Genomic DNA, 20,523 nt, shown 5'->3' on the forward strand with positions numbered 1-20,523 from the left:
CGCTTGTCGTACCAGGGCTGCAGGCCTATTTGGCTTGAAACCGTGCTGGAACGCCTCAGTGGGGCTTGATCGCCACCTTCAGCACCCCGTCGCGCTGGTGCGAGAACAGGTCGTAAGCCGCCACGATGTCGTCGAGCTTGTAGTGGTGCGTGACCAGCACGCCCAGGTCCAGGCGGCTCGATGCCACGACGTTCATCAGGCGGCGCATACGCTCCTTGCCGCCGGGGCACAGCGCGGTGTTGATCCGATGGTCGCCCAGGCCGGCCGCGAACGCCGACAGCGGGATCGTCAGGTCCGATGCATACACGCCCAGGCTCGACAGCGTGCCGCCCGGCTTGAGCACGCGCAGCGCCGATGCAAACGTATCCTGCGTACCCAGCGCCTCGATCGATGCATCCGCGCCCCGGCCGCCGGTGAGCTTCATGACCTCCTCGACCACGTCGCAATGGTGGAAGTTGAGGGTCACGTCGGCCCCCAGCTTCTTGGCAATGTCCAGGCGGTGGTCGTTGCCATCGACACCGATGATGGTCGTGGCCCCCAGAAGGCGCGCGCCCGCCGTGGCGCACAGGCCGATCGGGCCCTGGGCAAACACCACCACGGTGTCGCCGATGCGGATGTTGGCGTTTTCGGCGCCCTTGAAGCCGGTGGACATGATGTCGGGGCACATCAGCACCTGCTCATCGGTCAGGCCGTCGGGGATGGGCGCAAGATTCGCCTGCGCGTCGGGCACCAGCACGTATTCGGCCTGGGTGCCATCGATCAGGTTGCCAAAGCGCCAGCCGGCGGTGGCCTTGTAGCCGTGGCAGCCGCAGCGGCCACTGGCGACGAGGTAGCTGCCGTCCTGCGACGGCACGCCGTCCTGCGCGGCATAGGAATTGAAGTTCGGGCAGATGGCGCCGGCAATCACGCGCTGGCCCTCGGTGTAGCCCATCACGGCGCTGCCGAGTTTTTCGATCACGCCGACCGGCTCGTGGCCGATGGTCAGGCCCGGGGCCACCGGGTACTCACCCTTGAGGATGTGGATGTCGGTGCCGCAGATCGTCGTGGTGGTGATGCGCACCAGCGCGTCGTTGGGACCGACGCCGGGAATCGGCTTGTCGGCCAGCTCGATGCGGCCGGGGGCCACGAAAACGGCCGCTTTCATCATGGTGCCCATGGGAACTCCTGTGCAGTGGAACGGGGCGCGCGGCGCGCGCCCCTCGTGCCTGTCTACTCCAAAAGCCTGCCGCTGTCATTGCGGGAGCGCAGCAATCGCCCGGTTCCCCGCGGGCGCCCCCGTGCGCGCCCGCGCGCTCAGCCCGCCGTGCGGGGCGGGCGCAGCGCCGATTTGGGCCGAAACGCCTTGCAGACCGCGTCGTGCGTTTCAAGGTAAGGCCCGCCGATCAGGTCGATGCAGTAGGGCACGGCCGCAAAGATGCCGGGCACGCGCTGCGCGCCGCCGTCGTCCTTGAGGCCTTCGAGCGTTTCGGCAATCGCCTTGGGCTGGCCGGGCAGGTTGATGATCAGGCTCTGGCCGCGCACGACCGCCACCTGGCGCGAGAGGATGGCGGTGGGCACGAAGGCCAGGCCGATCTGGCGCATCTGCTCGCCAAAGCCCGGCATTTCCTTGTGCGCCACGGCCATCGTGGCCTCGGGTGTCACGTCGCGCAGCGCCGGGCCGGTGCCGCCGGTGGTCAGCACCAGGCTGCAGCCGGCGTCCACGAGGTCGATCAGCGCAGCGCTGATGGTGGCCGGCTCGTCGGGAATCAGTCGCGTTTCAAACGTGACCGGGTTCTTCAGGGCGCGCGCCAGCCAGTCCTGTAGCGCGGGCAGGCCCTTGTCTTCATAGACGCCGCTGCTGGCGCGGTCGCTGACGGAGACAAGGCCGATCTTGACGGCGTCATGCATCTGCGTCGTCCTCAGCGGCTTCGCCGCCGTCGGCCCCGCCGCCGCCCAGCTGCGCGCGCACCAGCAGGAACAGCTCGCGGTAGGCGCGGCCCTTGCGCGGCGCCAGGCCCTGGGATTCGGTGGCGTTGTTTTCGACCGGCGCATCCTTGCGCGCCTGGCGGACCAGCGCGCGCAGCTGCTGGATATCGGTGCCCGGGTGGTGGGCAATCCACTCGGCCTGGGCGCTGTCCTCGGCCAGCAGGCGGTCGCGCCACTGCTCGGCCAGGTGCAACTGCAGTTTCTCTTGGGCCGAGCCGCTGTGCTGCACTTCGAGGGCGTCGCGCGCGGCCTGCACCTGGGCGGCATCGAGCTTGCGCATGAGCTTGCCGACGAACTGCATCTGGCGGCGCTTGCCCTCGAAGTTGGTGATGCGCTTGGCCTCGGCCAGGGCATCGACCAGTTTGTCGGGCAGGCCGATGCCGTTGAACAGGTCGGCGCGCAGGCCGAGCAGGTCCTTGCCCAGGTCCTGCAGCGCGTCGCTCTCGCGCTTGAGGTCGGTGCGGCTGGCGTCGTAGGTGCCTTTGAGTTCGGCCTTGAGCTCGATGTCCATTTCGCTGCCTTCGGCAACGAACTGGCCGCGCACAAAGTAGCCTTTTTTGGGTTTGCGTGACATGGTGGAATCCGGGGAATGAGGGTAGCCCCTGTGCGGGTGCGGCGACTGCGGCGCGCCGGGCGGGGGCCACTGCGGCAAGTATCATAGCCGTCGCCATGAACCATACGCACTCCCCGGCCGAAGCCGGCTTCAGCTACTCCCGCCCCTTTTTCGAACAACTCGTCGACCAGGCCCTGGCGCACGCCAAGAAGCTGGGCGCCACCGACGCCGGTGCCGAGGCCTCCGAGGGCTGCGGGCTCTCGGTCGGCGTGCGCAAGGGCGAGCTGGAAACCGTGGAGCGCAACCGCGACAAATCGCTCGGCGTGACAGTCTACGTCGGCCGCCGGCGCGGCAATGCCAGCACGTCCGATTTTTCGTCCGCCGCCATCGAGCGCACCGTGCAGGCCGCGTACGACATCGCCCGCTTCACCGCCGAGGACCCGGTGGCCGGCCTGCCCGACGCGGCCGACATCGCCCCACCCGAGAGCCACCGCGACCTCGACCTGTTCCACCCCTGGGCACTGACCAGCGAAGAGGCCGCGCGCATTGCACTCGAATGCGAGGCCGCCGCCTTTGGCGCCCACAAGCGCATCACCAACAGCGAGGGCGCGGGCGTCTCGGCCCAGCAAAGCCATTTCTTCAGCGCGCACACGCGCGGCTTCCGCGGCGGCTACGCCACCTCGCGCCACAGCCTGTCGGTGGCGCCGATCGCCAGCCTGCCGGGCAAGCGCGGCGAGATGCAGCGCGACTCCTGGTACAGCTCGATGCGCGACGCCCGCGAGTTGTCGGCGCCGCAGGACGTGGGCCGCTACGCCGCGCAGCGCGCGCTCAGCCGCCTGGGCAGCCGCAAGATCGCCACCACCGAATGCCCGGTGCTGTTCGAGTCGCCGCTGGCCGCCGGCCTGCTCGGCGGCTTCGTGCAGGCCGTCAGCGGTGGCGCGCTCTACCGCAAGAGCACGTTCCTGCTCGACTCGCTGGGCAAGCAGGTCTTCCCCAAGCACATCGACATCCTCGAAGACCCGTTCATCCTACGCGGCAAGGGCAGCTCGCCGTTCGACGAGGAAGGCGTGCGCGTGCAGGCGCGCAAGGTGGTCGACGCCGGCCGCGTGGAAGGCTATTTCCTGTCCAGCTACTCGGCGCGCAAGCTCGGCATGCAGACCACGGGCAACGCGGGCGGCTCGCACAACCTGGTGCTGAGCTCGCGCCGCACCAAGGCCGGCGACGACCTCGATGCCATGCTCAAAAAGCTCGGCACCGGATTGTTCGTGGTCGAACTCATGGGCCAGGGCGTGAACTACGTGACCGGCGACTATTCGCGCGGCGCCAGCGGCTTCTGGGTGGAGAACGGCGAGATCGCCTATCCCGTGCACGAGATCACGATCGCCGGTAACCTCAAGACCATGCTCAAGGGCATCGAGGCCGTGGGCGCCGATGCCTACAACTACGGCGCCAAGACAGTGGGCTCGATCCTCGTCAATCGCATGAAGGTGGCGGGCAGCTGAGCGGCCCGCGAGGAGCTCTTTTTTCTATAGCTTGCAACGCTTGCTGCACAAGCGCTTGAGGCCGATTTGGCTTCAATGCGCCGCGCTGTGGGCAGGGACGGCGCGGGCTGCGCTGCCGACCTGTCCGTGCGCGCAGGTCAGGGCAGTGGGGTTGTGGCAATGGCCGGAAGTGGTGCGGCCAATGGCACTTCATGGCTTCGTGATGTCCTGGTGCGACCAGGACCGGCCGTCCTTCCATCGCAATGATGTTGGGTGACGGCCCTCTGCATGGGTGCTGGCTTGGCTTGCCGCTGGCGCGGCGTTGCAGTAGCCTGCTCTCTCCCACAGTGCTCTGAGGAGTCTCCCATGCCCCGTCGCATCGTTCTTTGCGCCAGCGCCGCCGTTGCAACGCTTGCCCTGGTCGCTGGTTGCGGCGCCATGGGGCCATCGGGCGGCAACCCCATGAGCTTCTTCATCACCAGCGTTAACCCCGGCAAGGGCGGCGACCTCGGCGGCCTGGCCGGCGCCGACCGCTACTGCCAGTCGCTGGCTGCGAGCGCCGGGGCGGGCCATAAAACCTGGCGCGCATACCTGAGCACCGCCGCTTTGAATGGGCAGCCGGCTGTCAATGCGCGCGACCGCATCGGCACCGGCCCCTGGACCAACGCCAAGGGCGTGGTCGTCGCAACCAGCGTGGCCGACCTGCACAGCGCCAACGCCAAGGTCGGCAAGGACACCTCGCTGACCGAAAAGGGTGACGTCGTCTCCGGCTTCGGTGATGCGGTCAACCGCCACGACATCCTCACCGGCTCGCGCCCTGACGGCACCCTGGCCGTGCCCGAACCGGGCAAGGACACCACCTGCGGCAATTGGACCAAGAGCGAGGGCGGCTCCGCCATCGTGGGCCACCACGACCACAAGGGCACCAACCCCGACCCGGTCGCCAACGCTTCGTGGAACTCGGCGCACGGCACGCTCGGCTGCAGCGTCGACCAACTCAAAATGAGCGGCAGCGCGGGGCTCATGTACTGCTTCGCGACGAACTGACTTGGATGGAAGTGCGAGCCTCGTTCCGCGCAGGCTCGATCAGGGTGCTCTTGCCCGGCTGGAGCATCGCGATAAAAGTCACCGGGCACGCCGCACGGGAGGTCGAATCGCTCCGCGACCCGGTGAATCGACGGGCCTGCTGGGTACGCGGCACGATGCCCATGTGTGCCCCCGCACCGCCAGCTTTCACGGAAGCGAGCTTCCGCTGTGGGTCGCGAGCCGTCCTTGGCGTTCTCGATTGAAGCAAGTTCCAATGAAAATAGCTGCTGGCGCCCGTGTACCAAGCGCCATCAGCTAGCAAAGTAAGAGCGAAGCTGAAAGCCGGGCGGCCCCTCAGCACTTGGCAACCAACGCCGCAATCGCTTCCCCCACCTGCGTGGTATTCGCCGTCCCGCCGAGGTCCGGCGTGCGCGGCCCGCTCTTGATCACCTCTTCGATGGCCGCCAGGATGGCGTCGTGCGCCGCGCGGCCGGCGCCCTGGCCCTGCGTCAGGAAGTCCAGCATCAGTGCGCCCGACCAGATCATCGCGATTGGGTTGGCGATGTTCTGGCCATAGATGTCGGGCGCCGAGCCGTGCACGGGCTCGAACAGGCTGGGGAAGTTGCGCTCGGGGTTGAGATTGGCCGAAGGGGCGAGGCCGATGGTGCCGGTGGTGGCCGGACCCAGATCGCTCAGGATGTCGCCGAACAGGTTGGTCGCGGCCACGACGTCGAAGCGGCCGGGCTCCAGCACGAAGCGGGCCGTGAGGATGTCGATGTGCTGCTTGTCGAGCGTGACTTCGGGGTAGTCCTGGGCCACATCGTCGGCGCGCCGGTCCCACCAGGGCATGCTGATGGCGATGCCGTTGCTCTTGGTGGCCAGGGTGACGTGTTTGCGCGGGCGGCTCTGGGCCAGGTCGAAGGCGTATTTCAGCAGGCGGTTGGCGCCGTGGCGCGAGTAGACCGATTCCTGGATGACGATTTCGCGGTCGGTGCCTTCGTACATGATGCCGCCGAGCGACGTGTATTCGCCTTCGGTGTTCTCGCGCACCACGTAGTAGTCGATGTCGCCGGGCTTGCGGCCGGCCAGCGGGCAGGGCACGCCTTCGAACAGGCGCACGGGGCGCAGGTTGATGTACTGGTCGAACTCGCGGCGGAACTTGAGCAGCGACCCCCACAGCGAGACGTGGTCGGGCACGGTAGCGGGCCAGCCCACGGCGCCGAAGAAGATCGCGTCTATGCCCGAGAGCTGCGCCTTCCAGTCGTCGGGCATCATTTTTCCGTGGGCGGCGTGGTAGTCGCAACTGGCCCAGTCGATGGCAGTGGTTTCCAGCTGGATGCCAAAGCGCTGGGCCGCGGCCTGCACGGCGCGCAGGCCTTCGGGCATGACTTCCTTGCCGATGCCGTCGCCGGGGATGACGGCGATCTTGTACGTGGGGGTGCTCATTCGGGTTCCTTGGTGCCTGGGAAGAAGGGTGGGATGGATGGAGCCACTAGAGCCGTGGACGCGGAAAGCGCGCTGCGGGTGGCTTGTGACGACGGATGCTGGCCTGCATTGTTCAGCCATGCACTCAAAAATACAATGCGGCAACTGTGCTCTTGTTCTTCACACACCGTGCATAAAAATCCGGCCACCGACGACCTGCGCGTGTTCACCGTGGTGGTGCGCAAATCGAGCTTTGGCGATGCCGCGGCCGAGCTGGGCGTCTCGCCCGCCTATGTGAGCAAGCGCATCCGCCTGCTCGAAGAGGAGCTGGCGGTGAAGCTGCTGCACCGCACCACGCGGCGCGTGGCGGTCACCGAGGAGGGCGAGCGCGTGTTCCACTGGGCGCAGCGCATCCTCGACGACATGGACCAGCTGCTGCAGGACGTGGCCATCACGCGGCGCGAGCCGCGCGGGCAGCTGCGGGTGAGCAGCAGCTTTGGCTTTGGGCGGCAGATCGTGGCGCCGGCGCTGTCGCGGCTGGTGGAGCTGCACCCGGGGCTGCAGGTGCGCCTCGAAGTCTTCGACCGGCTGGTGGACGTGGCGGGCGAGGGGTTCGACCTGGACGTGCGCGTGGGCGACGAGATTGCGCCGCACCTGATTGCACGGCGCTTGGCCGGCAACCGCCGCGTGCTGTGCGCGGCGCCCGCCTACCTGGCGCGCCGCGGCACGCCGCGCACGCTGGCGGAGCTGCCCAGCCACGATTGCCTGGTGATCAAGGAGCGCGACCACCCGTTTGGCGTGTGGCGGCTGCGCAGCGGCGCGGTGGACGAGACGGTCAAGGTGCGCGGTCCGCTGTCGGCCAACAACGGCGAAATGGTGGTGCAGTGGGCGCTGGACGGGCGCGGCATTGCGCTGCGCTCGCTCTGGGACGTGGACGCGCACCTGTGCGCAGGGCGCCTGGTGCAGGTGCTGCCCGACTGGCAGCAGGAGGCCAATGTGTGGGCGGTGTACCCCACGCGGCTGGACCGATCGGCCAAGGTGCGCGTGTGCGTGGAGTTTTTGCAGGAGCATTTCCGCACGCACTGGACGGGGCGCGGTGCGCTGCAGGTGGATGCCGCTGGAGCAGGCGATGGAAGGACGGCGGGTATCGGCCCGAAGCCGAGTGCCTGAGGGTGAAAACAGCCGCCAGCGCTTGTCTGCAAAGCGCCGGTAGCTATCGATAAGATGGCAAAGCTCAGCCGGCCAGCGCCGCCTTCACGGCAGCGGATACCTGGCCCATGTCGGCCTTGCCGGCCAGGCGGGTCTTGACCACGCCCATCACCTTGCCCATGTCGCCCGGTCCCTTGGCGCCGAGCTCGGCCACGATCGCTTGGACGGCAGCGCTGGTCTCGTCGGCCGACATGCGGGCGGGCAGGTAGGCCTGCAGCACGGCCATCTCGGCCTTTTCCTTGTCGGCCAGGTCCTGGCGGCCCGCGCCTTCAAAGGCTGCGATCGAGTCCTTGCGCTGCTTGATGAGCTTGTCGACAATGGCGACCACGGCCACGTCGTCCAGCACCACGCGCTCGTCGACTTCCTTTTGCTTGCAGGCGGCCAGCAGCATGCGGATGGTCAGCAGGCGCTCGCTGTCCTTGGCGCGCATGGCGGTCTTCATGTCTTCGGTGATCTGGTCCTTGAGGCTCATGGCGGCTTCCTTTATTGGATAAGGGAGAGGCAGAGGGTTTGCACAAAGCCTTTCTGGCCAGGCGCAGCGCCGCAGACAGTAGTTCAGCTACGGCAAGGCGCTGCAACGGCGCCAGAGAGGCTTTTTGCAAACCCTGAAAACAAAAAACCCGCGCTTGGCGTCCCTAGCGCGGGTTGGGAGTCCAAGCGGGCTTGGAGTCCGGCGATCAGTACAGCTTCTTGGGCAGCTGCATGCTGCGCACGCGCTTGTAGTGGCGCTTGACGGCAGCAGCCTTCTTGCGCTTGCGCTCGGCCGTGGGCTTTTCGTAGAACTCGCGGGCGCGCAGGTCGGTCAGCAGGCCGAGTTTTTCGATGGTGCGCTTGAAGCGGCGCAGGGCGACGTCAAAGGGCTCGTTTTCTTTTACGCGGATGGTGGTCATTAGCTAATGGTTTCCAAAAATGTTGCCCGCAGAGGGTCTTGGGGAGATCGGGCCTCAAGACCGTGCGCGGCGGTTTCCCCGTCTGTAACTAGTATTTGGCCGACGGGGCATGCCAGGAAAGCCCGCCATTATAGCGGCGCCACCGTGCAAATCAAGAAAAGTCAAGCGTGCGTGCCCGGCAGGGCCTGCGCGCAGGCCGCGGCGCTGGCCCAGGCCCATTGGAAGTTGTAGCCGCCGAGCCAGCCCGTCACGTCGACCACCTCGCCGATGAAGTACAGCCCCGGCTGGGCCTTGCATTCCATGGTCTGCTGCGACAGCGCGCGCGTGTCGACCCCGCCCAGCGTGACCTCGGCCTTCTTGTAGCCCTCGGTGCCCATGGGCGTGAGCTCCCAGCGCGCCAGGCGCTCAGCCAGCCGCGCCAGGGCCTTGTCCGAGGCTTCGTTGACCGGGCGCTGCCAGTCGGCGTCCTGGCTGGCCCAGGCGTCGGCCAGGCGGCTGGGCACCAGCGCCGCGAGTTCGTTGGCGATGCGCTTGCGCGAGCGCGCCTTGGCCTGCAGCAGCGCGGCGCCCAGGTCGGTGCCGGGCGCGAGGTCGATGGCCAGCGGCGTGCCCTCCTGCCAGTAGCTCGAAATCTGCAGCACCGCCGGGCCCGACAGGCCGCGGTGCGTGAACAGCAGGTCCTCGTCGAAGGCCATGCGCGCCTTCTTGGCCCCGGTGCTGATGGCCACGGGCAGCGCCAGCCCGGCCAGCTGTGCATAGGGGGCCCAGTCGGCGCCGTCGAAGGTCAGCGGCACCAGGCCGGGGCGGCGCTCGATGAGCGGCACGCCGAACTGCTGCGCCAGCCGGTAGCCAAAATCGGTGGCGCCGATCTTGGGAATCGACAGCCCACCCGTGGCCACGACCACGCTGCGCGCCTGCACCGGCCCGCGGTCTGTATGGATTTGATAGCTGCCAGCGTTTTTTCCGTCAGCGTTTGCGGCCAAAAACTCTGCTTTCTTGACGCTGCAAGGCTGCCAGTGCTCGACGCCGCCGGCGGCGCATTCGGCCAGCAGCATGGCAATGATGTCTTCGGCCGAGCGGTCGGCAAACAGTTGGCCCTTATGCTTTTCGTGGAAGGCGATGCCGTGCTTTTGCAGCAGTGCAATGAAGTCCTGCGGCGTGTAGCGCGACAGCGCCGAGCGGCAGAACTGCGGGTTCTGGCCGACGAAGTATTTGTGCGGCGCGGCCGGGTCCAGGTCGCGGTTGGTGAAGTTGCAGCGCCCGCCGCCCGAGATGCGGATCTTCTCGGCGACTTTGTCGGCATGGTCGATCAGCAGCACCTTCAGGCCGCGCTGCCCGGCCTGGGCTGCGCAGAACAGGCCGGCGGCACCGGCGCCGATCACAGTGGCATCGTAAAAATGGGTCAAAAGTGGCTCCAGCGCTTGCGGGTATTGCGCAAGCAGCTATTGAATCAGGAGTGCGCAGCGCGCGCGGGCCGCACCGTGCCGGGCGGCATTCAGATCTGCGCGGTCAGGCGCACGATGTGCACGACCTGCAGGGCGATCGGCGCGGGCACCGGCAGGCTGCCGGCGAGCACGGCGCGGATGTAGCCGGCCGTGCTCGCCGCGTCGATGGCCGTGGGCAGCGTGGGCAGCGCGGTCAGCGGGCCACCCTGGGCCTCTTGCAGGCACGGCTGCGGCTGTCCGGCCAGAAAGCCGTCCATCTGCGGCGTGCGGCGCGGGTCGGCCACGGGCTCGCCCTCGGTGCCGCGCAGCAGCAGCGCGTCGCTGCCGGTCAGGGCAATCGTGGCGGCCATCGACTGCGCGTATTCGCGGTGCGTGTAGCTGCCCACGATCAGGCTGTCGCCGGCCACGGGGGCCAGCGGGTCCATGAGCTTGACGAGGCTGTGCGCGCTGTTGCGCAGGCCCAGCGTGCGGCGCACTTCGAGCAGGCGCTGCAGGCCCGGCAGCAGCAGCGCGGTCGGCGCAAACGCCACCTGGCCGGGCTCGATCTCGCCGAGGGCCTGCAGGGCGGGCAGGCCGAGCGCGGCCAGCACGTCCGCGCTGTGGGCGCTGCGGTCCTCGGTCGCCGTGCCATGCACGAGCACGGGCAGGCCTTCGCGCGCCAGCAGCAGCGCCAGCAGCGGCGTGAGCACGGGCAGCTTGCGCGCGCCGTTGTAGCTGGGCAGCACCACCAGCGGGCGGCTGCTGGCGGGCAGCATCTCCAGGCGCTCGTGCACGGCATCGAGAAAGCCCGCCATTTCTTCGGGCGTTTCGCCCTTGATGCGCATCGCGACGCAGAACGCGCCCACTTCCAGGTCGCTGGCGGTGCCGTCGAGCACCTGGCCCATCAGGTCGGTGGCCTGGTCGCGGCTGAGGGCGCGCGCGCCGTCCTTGCCGCGGCCGATGTCTTTGAGGTAGTGGCGAATGCCCATGGGAGTGAGGTGTGGTGCTGCAGATGGGATGGCATTGTCGTGCACTGCAGCAGGGCCAGCGGCCGGCGGGCAAGACGCCGGCCGCGGGGTGGCGGGGCGGCTGGCGCCGCCGCCCGGCCCGCGCTCAGCGCGTCTCGGCCGGCGCGGGGGCCGCGGGGGCGTTCTGGAGGCGCTGGAACAGCGTGGCCGCCAGCGGCCCCGAAATGTTGTGCCAGACGCTGAAGATGGCGCTGGGCACGGCGGCCAGCGGCGAGAAGTGGGCGGTGGCCAGGGCCACGCCGAGGCCCGAGTTCTGCATGCCCACCTCGATCGACAGCGCCTTGCGCTTGGACACGTCCATGCCCGTGAGCTTGCCCAGCCAGTAGCCCAGCAGCAGGCCCAGGCCGTTGTGCAGCACGACCACGGCAAAGATCAGCAGGCCGCTGGTGGCGATCCTGGCCTGGTTGCCCGCGACCACGGCGGCGACGATGGCGACGATGGCGGCCACCGACACCAGGGGCAGCACGGACACGGCGGCCTTGACCTTCTCGCGCAGCAGCGTCTGCGCCAGCACGCCCAGGGCGATCGGCAGCACCACGACTTGCACGATGGACCAGAACATCGCGGCGGCGCTGACCTCCAGCCACTGGCTGGCCAGCAGGTAGATCAGCGCGGGCGTCACCACCGGCGCCAGCAGCGTGGTCACCGAGGTGATGGCCACCGACAGCGCCACGTCGCCGCGCGCTAGGTAGGTCATCACGTTCGACGCCGTGCCGCCGGGGCAGCAGCCCACCAGGATCACGCCCACCGCCACTTCGGGCGGCAGGTCCAGCGCCTTGGAAAGGCCCCACGCCAGGCCCGGCATGATGATGAACTGGCCCAGCACCCCGATGGCGACGTCCAGAGGGCGCTTGGCGACCTCCTTGAAGTCGTCCTTGGACAGCGTCAGGCCCATGCCGAACATGATCAGACCCAGCAGCGGCACGATGTAGGGGCCGATCCATCGGAAGGTGTCGGGGGAGAAGAAGGCGAGGGCTGCGAACAGCAGTGTCCAGAGGGCAAAGGTCTTGCCGACAAACTGGCTCAGGCGGGCGATGGCCTGCATCATGGTGGGGGTTCCTTGAAGGGCGACGGCCGTGCGCGCCCTGCGGCTCGGCAGGGTGGGGGCAGCGGGGCGGGGCGGCGGCGCAGGGTGGAAAGTTCGGTGGCCCCTGCGCGCGGAGGCCGCACGGGGTGCGCGCGGCGGGCGTGCGGCGCACGGGTGGTGCGCCGGTGGCAGACGGGCCCGGGGTGGCGGGTGTATGCAGGGTTTTCCCCGATTGTAAGGAGGCGAAAATCCCATAGCCGGATCCGGGGGTTTCGCTGCCATAGCTCGGCCGTGCCCCGTGGCCGCGTGCACAGTGGCGGTCCGCGCATGGCTTGCGCTGTGCGTCCGGTGGACTGACACTGTCCCACGCATGTGCACATTTATCCGGGAGGTCCGACCCATGACAGCCGTGAGCAAAATCCTCAAGTCCAAAGCCGACCCTGTCGTGCACTCCATCGCGCCGTCTGCCTCGGTGTTCGATGCGCTCCAGCGCATGGCCGACAAACGCATCGGGGCCCTGCTGGTGATGGAGGGGGACACCATCGTCGGCATCCTGACCGAGCGCGACTACGCGCGCAAGATCGCGCTGATGGGCCGCACCTCGGCCGCGACGCTGGTGCGCGACGTGATGACCTCGCAGGTGATGTACGTCGGCCCCCAGCAAACCAGCGAGGAGTGCATGGCGCTGATGACCGAGAACCGCCTGCGCCACCTGCCCGTGGTGGAAGACGGCGTGCTGCTCGGCATGATCTCGATCGGCGACCTGGTCAAGGACATCATTTCGGAGCAGAAATTCATCATCGAACAGATGGAGCACTACATCACCGGAACGCGCCCCTGAGCCGCCGCGCCGGCGCGGCAGCAGACGCTACATGGCGAATGCGCGCGCCAGCATCAGCGGAGCGTCCCAGGCGCGGATGCGCGGGCGCGTGTGCAGGCTGGCGCCGCGCAGCGTATCGACCTTGTCGAGGATGCACAGGCCGCCCTGGACCACCAGGCGCAGCTCCCAGCCGGCGCGGCCGGGCAGCTGGTGCACCAGTTTCGAGCCTTTTAGCATGGTAGCCCTTGCCCAGACTGTGCTGGCAGCTATCAATTCAGTAGTCTGTGGCGTGCTGCGCAGGGTTTGCAGGTCGGCGCGCCGCACGCCGTGGGCAGCGCAGTCGGCCTCTGGCAGGTAGAAGCGCCCGCGCGGGATGTCCTCGCCCAGGTCCTGCCAGAAGTTGATGAGCTGCAGCGCGGTGCAGATGGCGTCGCTCTGTTCGAGGGCCTCGGCGTCGTGCACGCCGTACAGGTGCAGCAGCAGGCGCCCGACCGGGTTGGCCGAGCGGCGGCAATAGTCGAGCAGTTCGGCGCGGTCGGCATAGCCGGCGCCGTCGCGGGTTTTTTCCACGTCCTGCACGAACGCGCTGAGCAGGTCGCCGAGCAGCGGCGCCGGCAGGCGGTGGCTGCGCAGCACGGCGGACAGGGGCGTGAACACGGCGGCCCAGCGCGCCGAGGGCGCGCCACCGGCCGCGATCGCCTGCAGGTCGGCGCGGTAGGCGGCCAGGTCGGCCAGGCGCTGGGCCGCGGGCGCCTCGCCCTCGTCGGCAATGTCGTCGGCCGTGCGCGCAAAGGCGTAGAGGGCGGCAATCGGCGCGCGCAGCTGGGGTGGGCACAGCAGCGAGGCGACGGGGAAGTTTTCGTAGTGGGTGATGGGCTGGGGGGTCACGGCGCCGATTGTCGCTTGACAATCCAGGGTGAGATCACCTAGATTACTAACCAGTCAGTCAGTAATTTTCACTGGATTTGCCATGCGCACCTTGAACGCACTTCCGTCGCCCCGCCAGGGGCTGTTTTGGGTTTGCGCTGCCGCCGTCCTGGCACTGGCCGGCTGCTCGCGGCCCGAGCCGTCGCCCGAGCCGGTGCGCTCGGTCAAGCTGCTCACCGTGGGCGTCGGGGCGCTGCAGTCGCAGATCGAATATGCGGGCGAGGTGCGCGCGCGCGTCGAGTCGAGCCTGGGCTTTCGCGTCGCCGGCAAGATCGTGCAGCGGCAGGCCGAGCTGGGCCAGCGCGTGCGCGCCGGACAGGTGCTGGCGCAGCTCGATCCGCAGGATTACCAGCTCGCCGCACAGGCGGCCCAGGCCCAGGTGAGCGCCGCGCAAACCCAGCGCGACCTGGCGGCGGCCGACTTCCAGCGCTACGCCGCGCTGAAAGACCAGAACTTCATCAGCGGCGCCGAGCTGCAGCGCCGCGAGGCGACGCTCAAGGCCGCGCAGGCTACGCTGGCGCAGGCGCGCGCACAGTCGTCCTCCCAGGGCAACCAGGCCGGCTACACGCGTCTGGTGGCCGATGTCTCGGGCGTGGTGACGGGGATCGACGCCGAGCCCGGCCAGGTAGTGGCGGCCGGCACGCCGGTGGTGCGCATCGCCCAGGACGGCGCGCGCGACGTGGTGTTCGCGGTGCCCGAAGACAAGGTCGCGCAGATCCAGCCCGGCCAGGCGGTGGGCGTGCGCGCCTGGTCGGGCGGCAAGGCCACGGCCGGCCGCGTGCGCGAGGTGGCGGCCAGCGCCGATCCGGTCACGCGCACCTATGCGGTCAAGGTGGCCATCGACGCGGCTGCGGCGGCGCCCCTGGGCGCCACGGTCTATGTCGCGCCGCAGGCGCTCAGCCACTCTGGCACGCAGGCGATCACGTTGCCCACGACGGCGCTGCGCCAGCAGGGCCAGGGCACGGCGGTGTGGGTGTACGACCCCGCGACCAGCACGGTGCGCTCGCAGGACGTGCAGATTGCCAGCGCCGACGGCAACGCGGCCGTGGTGGCCGCGGGCCTGGCGCCGGGAATGCAGGTGGTGGCCACGGGCGTGCATGTGCTCGCGCCGGGGCAGAAGGTCACGGTTTATCAGCCAAAATGGGCTGAAACGCCCTCCGGTAAAGCGTCTTCAGCTCCTGATAGCGTAGCGCCTGCGGGCGCTCCCGGCGCTGCCCCCGCCGCATCCCAGCCGTGAGCCGACCATGACGCCAGTGCAACCCCAGGCCGGTTTCAACATTTCCCGGTGGGCGCTCGACCACCCGGCGCTCACGCGCTACCTGATGATCGTGCTGCTGCTGATGGGCGTGGGCGCCTATTTCCAGCTCGGCCAGGACGAAGACCCGCCGTTCACCTTCCGCGCCATGGTGGTGCGCACCTACTGGCCCGGCGCCACCGCGCAGCAGGTGGCCGAGCAGGTCACCGACAAGATCGAGCGCACGCTGCAGGAAGTGCCCTACGCCGACAAGATCCGCAGCTACTCCAAGCCGGGCGAGTCGCAGATCATCTTCCAGATCAAGGACTCGTCCCGGGCCAGCGAGGTGCCCAACATCTGGTACACGGTGCGCAAGAAGGTGGGCGACATGCGCTTGACCCTGCCGCAGGGCGTGCAGGGGCCGTTTTTCAACGACGATTTTGGCGACGTCTATGGCGTGATCTATGCGCTGGAAGCCGAGGGCTTCAGCAACGCCGAGGTTAAGGAATTTGCCGACGACGTGCGCCAGCGGCTGCTGCGCGTGCCCGACGTGGCCAAGGTCGACCTGTTTGGCGTCCAGGACGAAAAGCTCTTCATCGAGATCTCGCAGAAGCGCCTGTCGCAGCTGGGCCTGGACATGAACCAGGTGCTTAGCGCATTAGGCCAGCAGAACGCGGTCGAGAACGCGGGCACGGTGCAGACGCCGCACGACCAGGTGCAGGTGCGTGTGGCCGGCCAGTTCAATGCTATCGAAGACCTGCGCGCCATGCCGATCCGCGGCGCCTCGGGGCGCCAACTGCGCCTGGGCGACATCGCCGATGTGCAGCGCGGCTATGTCGATCCGCCTGCCGTCAAGGTGCGCCACCAGGGCCAGGAGGTGATCGCGCTGGGCGTGTCCATGGCCAAGGGCGGTGACATCATCGCGCTGGGCAAGGCGCTGCACCGCACGACCGAAGCCATCGGCAAGCAGCTGCCCGCCGGTGTGCGCCTGGTGAACGTGCAGGACCAGCCCCAGTCGGTGGCCCGCTCGGTCAATGAGTTCGTCATGGTGCTGATCGAGGCCGTGGTCATCGTGCTGGCGGTGAGCTTCGTCGCCCTGGGCCTGCACAAGCGCGCGGGCCAGCACCCGTGGTGGAAGCGCTGGTACATCGACCCGCGCCCGGGCTTGGTCGTGGGCATCACCATTCCGCTGGTGCTGGCCGTCACCTTCCTGGCCATGTGGTACTGGAACATCGGCCTGCACAAGATCTCGCTGGGCTCGCTGATCATTGCGCTGGGCCTGCTGGTGGACGACGCGATCATTGCCGTCGAGATGATGGTGCGCAAGATGGAGGAGGGCTACGACAAGGTCCGCGCGGCCACCTTCGCGTACGAGATCACCGCCATTCCGATGCTCACGGGCACGCTGATCACGGCGGCAGGCTTTCTGCCGATCGGCCTGGCCAAGTCGGTGACGGGCGAATACACCTTTGCGATTTTTGCCGTGACGGTGATCGCGCTGGTGCTGTCGTGGATCGTGTCGGTGTACTTCGTGCCCTATCTGGGCACGCTGCTGCTCAAGACGCCGGCCCATGTGCAGCCGCTGCCCGCGGGGCCGGGCGCGGCCGAGGGCGTCACGGCCGATCCGCACGAGGTGTTCGACAGCCCGTTCTACACCGCGTTCCGGCGCACGGTTCACTGGTGCGTCGAACACCGCTGGCTGACCATTGGCGCCACGGTGCTGATCTTTTCGCTCGGCATCGTCGGCATGGGCCGGGTGCAGCAGCAGTTCTTCCCCGATTCGAGCCGGCCCGAGATCATGGTGGACGTGTGGTTTCCCGAAGGCACCTCGTTCGCCGGCAACGAAGAGGTCACGCGCCGCGTGGAGGCGCGCCTGCGCGCCGAGCCGGGCGTGGCCAGCGTGAGCACCTGGGTGGGTTCGGGCGTGCCGCGCTTCTATCTGCCGCTGGACCAGGTGTTTCCGCAGACCAACGTCTCGCAGTTCATCGTGCTGTCGCAGGACCTGAAGGTGCGCGAGACGCTGCGCGTCAAGCTGCCGGCGCTGCTGGCCAGCGAATTTCCCGAGGTGCGCGGCCGTGTCAAGCTGCTGCCCAATGGGCCGCCCGTGCCCTACCCAGTGCAGTTCCGCGTGGTCGGGCCCGACCCGCTGGCGCTGCGCGCGCGCGCCGACGAGGTCAAGGAGGCGCTGTATGCCTGGCCGCAGATGCGCGGCGTGAACGACAACTGGAACGAGGCGGTCAAGGTCATGCGCCTGGACGTCGACCAGGCCAAGGCGCGCGCTTTGGGCGTGAGCAGCCAGTCGATCGCCCAGGCCTCGAAGGTGATGCAGTCGGGGGCGCAGGTTGGTCAGTACCGCGAGGGTGACAAGCTGATCGACATCGTGCTGCGCCAGCCCGAGGACGAGCGCCGCCTGATCACCGACATCGCCAACGCCTACCTGCCCACGGTCTCGGGCCGGTCCATTCCGCTCACGCAGATCGCCAAGCCGGTGCTGGCCTGGGAGCCGGGCGTGATGTGGCGCGAGAACCGCGACTACGCCATCACCGTGCAGGGCGACGTGGTCGAGGGCCTGCAAGGTGCCACGGTGACCGAGGCGCTGCTGCCACAGCTGCGCCAGATCGAGGCCGCCTGGCACGGCGCGGGCCACAGTGCCTACCGCATCGAGGTGGCGGGCGCGGTGGAAGAGAGTTCCAAGGGCTCGGCGTCGATTGCGGCCGGCGTCCCAATCATGCTGTTCATCACGTTCACGCTGCTCATGCTGCAGCTGCACAGCTTCAGCCGTGCCATGCTGGTGTTCATCACCGGGCCGCTGGGCATTGCCGGGGTGGCGGGCGCGCTGCTGCTGCTGGGGCGGCCGTTCGGCTTCGTGGCGCTCCTGGGCGTGATTGCGCTCATGGGCATGATCCAGCGCAATTCGGTGATCCTGATCGACCAGATCGAGAAGGACCGGGCGCGCGGCGTGCCGGCCTGGGACGCGATCGTCGAGTCGGCGGTGCGCCGCCTGCGCCCCATCGTGCTCACCGCGGCTGCCGCGGTGCTGGCCATGATCCCGCTGTCGCGCAGCGTCTTCTGGGGGCCGATGGCCGTGGCCATCATGGGCGGGCTGGTGGTGGCCACCGTGCTCACGCTGCTGGCCCTGCCGGCCATGTACGCGGCCTGGTTCCGCGTGCGCCGCCCCCAGCCCGACGTTTGAGGGCCGTCGCAACAGGGTAAAATCGCGAGTTAATCAGTTTCATCCGGGCGGCAGACTTTGGCTGTCGCCTGTTTGTTTGTAGACCGCGCGGGTGGCGAAATTGGTAGACGCACCAGGTTTAGGTCCTGACGCCAGCAATGGTGTGCCGGTTCGAGTCCGGCTCCGCGCACCACCCCATGTGAAACTTTGCCCAACACGGCGCCGCTGCACAGCTGGCCGGCACGTGTGACTAAACACTAGGAATAGCCATGGCCGTTACCGTTGAAACCCTTGAAAAGCTCGAGCGCAAGATCACGCTGAGCCTGCCCCTCGCCACTATCCAGACCGAGGTGGATTCGCGCCTCAAGCGTTTGGCGCGCACCGTGAAGATGGACGGTTTCCGTCCCGGCAAGGTGCCCATGAAGGTGGTGTCCGAGCGCTATGGCTATTCGGTGCAGTACGAGGTGCTCAACGACAAGGTGGGCGAGGCGTTTGCCGCCGCAGCCAACGAAGCCAATCTGCGCGTGGCCGGCCAGCCACGCATCACCGAGAAAGACGGCGCGCCCGAAGGCGAAGTCACCTTTGACGCCGTGTTCGAAGTGTTCCCCGAAGTCAAGATTGCCGACCTGGCCGATGCCGAAGTCGAGAAGCTGAGCTCGGAAGTGACCGACGGCGCCATCGACAAGACCATCGACATCCTGCGCAAGCAGCGCCGCAGCTTTGCCCAGCGCGCCATCGACGCCGCAGCGCAGGACGGCGACCGCGTGACCGTCGACTTTGAAGGCAAGCTCGACGGCGAGCCCTTCGAAGGCGGCAAGGCCGAAGGCTTCCAGTTCCTGATCGGCGAAGGCCAGATGCTCAAGGAGTTCGAGGACGCCGTGCGCGGCATGAAGGTCGGCGAAAGCAAGACCTTCCCGCTGGCATTCCCCGAGGACTACCACGGCAAGGACGTGGCCGGCAAGACGGCCGACTTCCTCGTCACGGTCAACAAAATCGAAGCGGCCCACCTGCCCGAAGTCAACGACGCCCTGGCCAAGTCGCTCGGCATTGCCGACGGCACCGTCGACGGCCTGCGCACGGACATCAAGAAGAACCTGGACCGCGAAGTCAAATTCCGTCTGCTGGCCCGCAACAAGCAGGCCGTGATGGACGCGCTGCTGACCAAGGCCGAGCTGGACCTGCCCAACGCCAGCGTGCAGGCCGAGATCGAACGCCTGACGGAAGCGGCCCGCGCCGACCTCAAGCAGCGCGGTGTCAAGGACGCCGACAAGGCCGAAATCCCTGCCGACATCTTCCGTCCCCAGGCCGAGCGCCGCGTGCGCCTGGGCCTGGTGGTGGCCGAGCTGGTCCGCGCCAACGAACTGCACGCCAAGCCCGAGCAGCTCAAGGCCCACATCGACGAGCTGGCTGCCAGCTATGAGAAGCCCGAAGACGTGGTGCGCTGGTACTTCGGTGACCGCCAGCGTCTGGCCGAAGTCGAGGCCGTGGTCATTGAAAACAACGTGGCCGACTTCGTGCTGGGCAAGGCCAAGGTGACCGACAAGGCCGTGTCGTTTGACGAGTTGATGGGCCAGGGCTGATCGCCCTGCCTGGACGGTCAAGCGCCTTCAGGGCACTTGACCCGCTACAGCATCCGGGGGCTTGTGCTTTGGCGCACAAGCCCCAATTCGTTTCTGGGTACAGTACCCGCCTGACTGGAGAAAACATGAGCGCACTGGAAACACAAGGTTTGGGCATGGTCCCGATGGTCATCGAGCAGTCGGGCCGCGGCGAGCGGTCGTACGACATTTATTCGCGCCTGCTCAAGGAGCGCGTGATCTTTCTGGTGGGCGAGGTCAATGACCAGACCGCCAACCTGGTGGTGGCACAGCTGCTGTTCCTGGAAAGCGAAAACCCCGAAAAGGACATTTCCTTCTATATCAATTCGCCCGGCGGCAGTGTCACGGCCGGCATGGCGATCTATGACACCATGCAGTTCATCAAGCCCGACGTGTCCACGCTGTGCTGCGGCTTTGCCGCGAGCATGGGCGCCTTCCTGCTGGCCGCCGGAGCCAAGGGCAAGCGTTTTTCCCTGCCCAATTCCAAGGTCATGATCCACCAGGTGCTGGGCGGCGCACGCGGCCAAGCCACCGACATCGAAATCCATGCGCGCGATATCCTGCGCACCAAGGACCAGATGAACCGCATCCTGGCCGAACGCACCGGCCAGCCGCTGGAAAAAATCCAGCGCGACACCGAGCGCGACTACTTCCTCACGGCCGATGAGGCAAAGGACTATGGGCTCATCGACCAGGTGATCGCCAAGCGTTCCTGAGCGCAGCCGCGCCCGGGTACGGCGTTTT

The 20,523-nt window shown here is 67.8% G+C and carries 18 protein-coding genes and 1 tRNA gene; 9 read left to right on the forward strand and 10 right to left on the reverse strand.

The genetic code is table 11. The features are described 5' to 3' along the window. Positions 1 to 55: 55 nt before the first annotated feature. From B2J89_RS08580 to yjgA, 3 genes are all read right to left on the reverse strand, one after another. Complete coding sequence (locus B2J89_RS08580) at positions 56 to 1,156, reverse strand: NAD(P)-dependent alcohol dehydrogenase (RefSeq protein WP_169168735.1); 1,101 nt, start codon at positions 1,154 to 1,156, stop codon at positions 56 to 58. Between the two features lie 137 nt (positions 1,157 to 1,293). After that, complete coding sequence (gene mog / locus B2J89_RS08585) at positions 1,294 to 1,887, reverse strand: molybdopterin adenylyltransferase (protein ID WP_169168736.1); 594 nt, start codon at positions 1,885 to 1,887, stop codon at positions 1,294 to 1,296. Beyond that, a complete protein-coding gene (yjgA, locus tag B2J89_RS08590) occupies positions 1,880 to 2,539 on the reverse strand; it encodes a ribosome biogenesis factor YjgA (protein ID WP_169168737.1) in 660 nt (219 codons plus the stop codon). Before yjgA ends, mog begins: the two co-directional genes overlap by 8 nt. 95 nt (positions 2,540 to 2,634) lie before the next feature. Here yjgA and pmbA point away from each other — a divergent pair, with 95 nt between their 5' ends. After that, a complete protein-coding gene (gene pmbA, locus B2J89_RS08595) occupies positions 2,635 to 4,020 on the forward strand; it encodes a metalloprotease PmbA (RefSeq protein ID WP_169168738.1) in 1,386 nt (461 codons plus the stop codon). Between the two features lie 345 nt (positions 4,021 to 4,365). Further along, positions 4,366 to 5,046: a hypothetical protein gene (locus B2J89_RS08600; RefSeq protein ID WP_169168739.1), complete on the forward strand. Its 681-nt coding sequence runs from the start codon at positions 4,366 to 4,368 to the stop codon at positions 5,044 to 5,046. Between the two features lie 333 nt (positions 5,047 to 5,379). Here B2J89_RS08600 and B2J89_RS08605 read toward each other — a convergent pair whose 3' ends face one another. After that, positions 5,380 to 6,471 carry a tartrate dehydrogenase gene (locus B2J89_RS08605; RefSeq protein WP_169168740.1) on the reverse strand — a complete coding sequence of 364 codons (1,092 nt, stop codon included), beginning with the start codon at positions 6,469 to 6,471 and terminating at the stop codon, positions 5,380 to 5,382. Between the two features lie 168 nt (positions 6,472 to 6,639). On the opposite strand from B2J89_RS08605, the gene B2J89_RS08610 reads away from it, so the two are divergent. Further along, positions 6,640 to 7,620 (forward strand): LysR substrate-binding domain-containing protein, encoded by a 981-nt coding sequence (locus tag B2J89_RS08610; protein WP_371809052.1) that lies wholly within the window; start codon positions 6,640 to 6,642, stop codon positions 7,618 to 7,620. A gap of 64 nt (positions 7,621 to 7,684) precedes the next feature. On the opposite strand, the gene B2J89_RS08615 is transcribed toward B2J89_RS08610, so the two are convergent. The 5 genes from B2J89_RS08615 to B2J89_RS08635 form a co-directional block, all read right to left on the reverse strand. Beyond that, a complete protein-coding gene (locus tag B2J89_RS08615; protein WP_169168742.1) occupies positions 7,685 to 8,131 on the reverse strand; it encodes a GatB/YqeY domain-containing protein in 447 nt (148 codons plus the stop codon). A 205-nt stretch (positions 8,132 to 8,336) separates the two neighbouring features. Next, a complete protein-coding gene (gene rpsU / locus B2J89_RS08620) occupies positions 8,337 to 8,549 on the reverse strand; it encodes a 30S ribosomal protein S21 (RefSeq protein WP_007833691.1) in 213 nt (70 codons plus the stop codon). A 161-nt stretch (positions 8,550 to 8,710) separates the two neighbouring features. Next, positions 8,711 to 9,955: an NAD(P)/FAD-dependent oxidoreductase gene (locus B2J89_RS08625; RefSeq protein ID WP_240964780.1), complete on the reverse strand. Its 1,245-nt coding sequence runs from the start codon at positions 9,953 to 9,955 to the stop codon at positions 8,711 to 8,713. Positions 9,956 to 10,044: 89 nt separating this feature from the next. Next, a complete protein-coding gene (gene ybiB, locus B2J89_RS08630; protein WP_169168743.1) occupies positions 10,045 to 10,962 on the reverse strand; it encodes a DNA-binding protein YbiB in 918 nt (305 codons plus the stop codon). A gap of 124 nt (positions 10,963 to 11,086) precedes the next feature. Further along, the gene (locus B2J89_RS08635; RefSeq protein WP_169168793.1) at positions 11,087 to 12,046 is read right to left on the reverse strand and encodes a bile acid:sodium symporter family protein; all 960 of its coding nucleotides are present in this window, start codon (positions 12,044 to 12,046) and stop codon (positions 11,087 to 11,089) included. A gap of 382 nt (positions 12,047 to 12,428) precedes the next feature. On the opposite strand from B2J89_RS08635, the gene B2J89_RS08640 reads away from it, so the two are divergent. Next, positions 12,429 to 12,869, forward strand: coding sequence for a CBS domain-containing protein (locus B2J89_RS08640; protein WP_169168744.1), 441 nt, complete (start codon positions 12,429 to 12,431; stop codon positions 12,867 to 12,869). Between the two features lie 27 nt (positions 12,870 to 12,896). Here B2J89_RS08640 and hpnC read toward each other — a convergent pair whose 3' ends face one another. Continuing rightward, positions 12,897 to 13,763, reverse strand: a complete 867-nt coding sequence (hpnC, locus tag B2J89_RS08645) for a squalene synthase HpnC (RefSeq protein ID WP_205763764.1) — start codon at positions 13,761 to 13,763, stop codon at positions 12,897 to 12,899. Positions 13,764 to 13,818: 55 nt separating this feature from the next. Between hpnC and B2J89_RS08650 the strand changes: the two genes are divergently transcribed. The 5 genes from B2J89_RS08650 to clpP all read left to right on the forward strand — a co-directional run bounded on the left by B2J89_RS08650 (position 13,819) and on the right by clpP (position 20,495). After that, a complete protein-coding gene (locus B2J89_RS08650) occupies positions 13,819 to 15,012 on the forward strand; it encodes an efflux RND transporter periplasmic adaptor subunit (protein ID WP_169168745.1) in 1,194 nt (397 codons plus the stop codon). Between the two features lie 7 nt (positions 15,013 to 15,019). Beyond that, positions 15,020 to 18,202, forward strand: a complete 3,183-nt coding sequence (locus tag B2J89_RS08655; protein ID WP_169168746.1) for an efflux RND transporter permease subunit — start codon at positions 15,020 to 15,022, stop codon at positions 18,200 to 18,202. Between the two features lie 85 nt (positions 18,203 to 18,287). Continuing rightward, positions 18,288 to 18,374: transfer RNA gene (locus B2J89_RS08660), tRNA-Leu, on the forward strand. 76 nt (positions 18,375 to 18,450) lie between these two features. Next, on the forward strand, positions 18,451 to 19,761 hold the full coding sequence (gene tig, locus B2J89_RS08665) for a trigger factor (RefSeq protein WP_169168747.1): 1,311 nt from the start codon (positions 18,451 to 18,453) through the stop codon (positions 19,759 to 19,761). 125 nt (positions 19,762 to 19,886) lie between these two features. Then, positions 19,887 to 20,495, forward strand: coding sequence for an ATP-dependent Clp endopeptidase proteolytic subunit ClpP (gene clpP, locus B2J89_RS08670; RefSeq protein ID WP_169168748.1), 609 nt, complete (start codon positions 19,887 to 19,889; stop codon positions 20,493 to 20,495). Positions 20,496 to 20,523: the final 28 nt, after the last annotated feature.

The organism is Acidovorax sp. SRB_24 (assembly GCF_012931925.1).

Coding starts and splice junctions, on each gene's coding strand:
- B2J89_RS08600 (WP_169168739.1), top strand. CDS start 4,366: ATGCCCCGTCGCATCGTTCTTTGCGCCAGCGCCGCCGTTGCAACGCTT.
- B2J89_RS08605 (WP_169168740.1), bottom strand. CDS start 6,471: ATGAGCACCCCCACGTACAAGATCGCCGTCATCCCCGGCGACGGCATC.
- clpP (WP_169168748.1), top strand. CDS start 19,887: ATGAGCGCACTGGAAACACAAGGTTTGGGCATGGTCCCGATGGTCATC.
- mog (WP_169168736.1), bottom strand. CDS start 1,887: ATGCATGACGCCGTCAAGATCGGCCTTGTCTCCGTCAGCGACCGCGCC.
- B2J89_RS08655 (WP_169168746.1), top strand. CDS start 15,020: ATGACGCCAGTGCAACCCCAGGCCGGTTTCAACATTTCCCGGTGGGCG.
- tig (WP_169168747.1), top strand. CDS start 18,451: ATGGCCGTTACCGTTGAAACCCTTGAAAAGCTCGAGCGCAAGATCACG.
- ybiB (WP_169168743.1), bottom strand. CDS start 10,962: ATGGGCATTCGCCACTACCTCAAAGACATCGGCCGCGGCAAGGACGGC.
- B2J89_RS08650 (WP_169168745.1), top strand. CDS start 13,819: ATGCGCACCTTGAACGCACTTCCGTCGCCCCGCCAGGGGCTGTTTTGG.
- yjgA (WP_169168737.1), bottom strand. CDS start 2,539: ATGTCACGCAAACCCAAAAAAGGCTACTTTGTGCGCGGCCAGTTCGTT.
- rpsU (WP_007833691.1), bottom strand. CDS start 8,549: ATGACCACCATCCGCGTAAAAGAAAACGAGCCCTTTGACGTCGCCCTG.
- B2J89_RS08615 (WP_169168742.1), bottom strand. CDS start 8,131: ATGAGCCTCAAGGACCAGATCACCGAAGACATGAAGACCGCCATGCGC.
- pmbA (WP_169168738.1), top strand. CDS start 2,635: ATGAACCATACGCACTCCCCGGCCGAAGCCGGCTTCAGCTACTCCCGC.
- B2J89_RS08640 (WP_169168744.1), top strand. CDS start 12,429: ATGACAGCCGTGAGCAAAATCCTCAAGTCCAAAGCCGACCCTGTCGTG.
- B2J89_RS08635 (WP_169168793.1), bottom strand. CDS start 12,046: ATGCAGGCCATCGCCCGCCTGAGCCAGTTTGTCGGCAAGACCTTTGCC.
- B2J89_RS08580 (WP_169168735.1), bottom strand. CDS start 1,156: ATGGGCACCATGATGAAAGCGGCCGTTTTCGTGGCCCCCGGCCGCATC.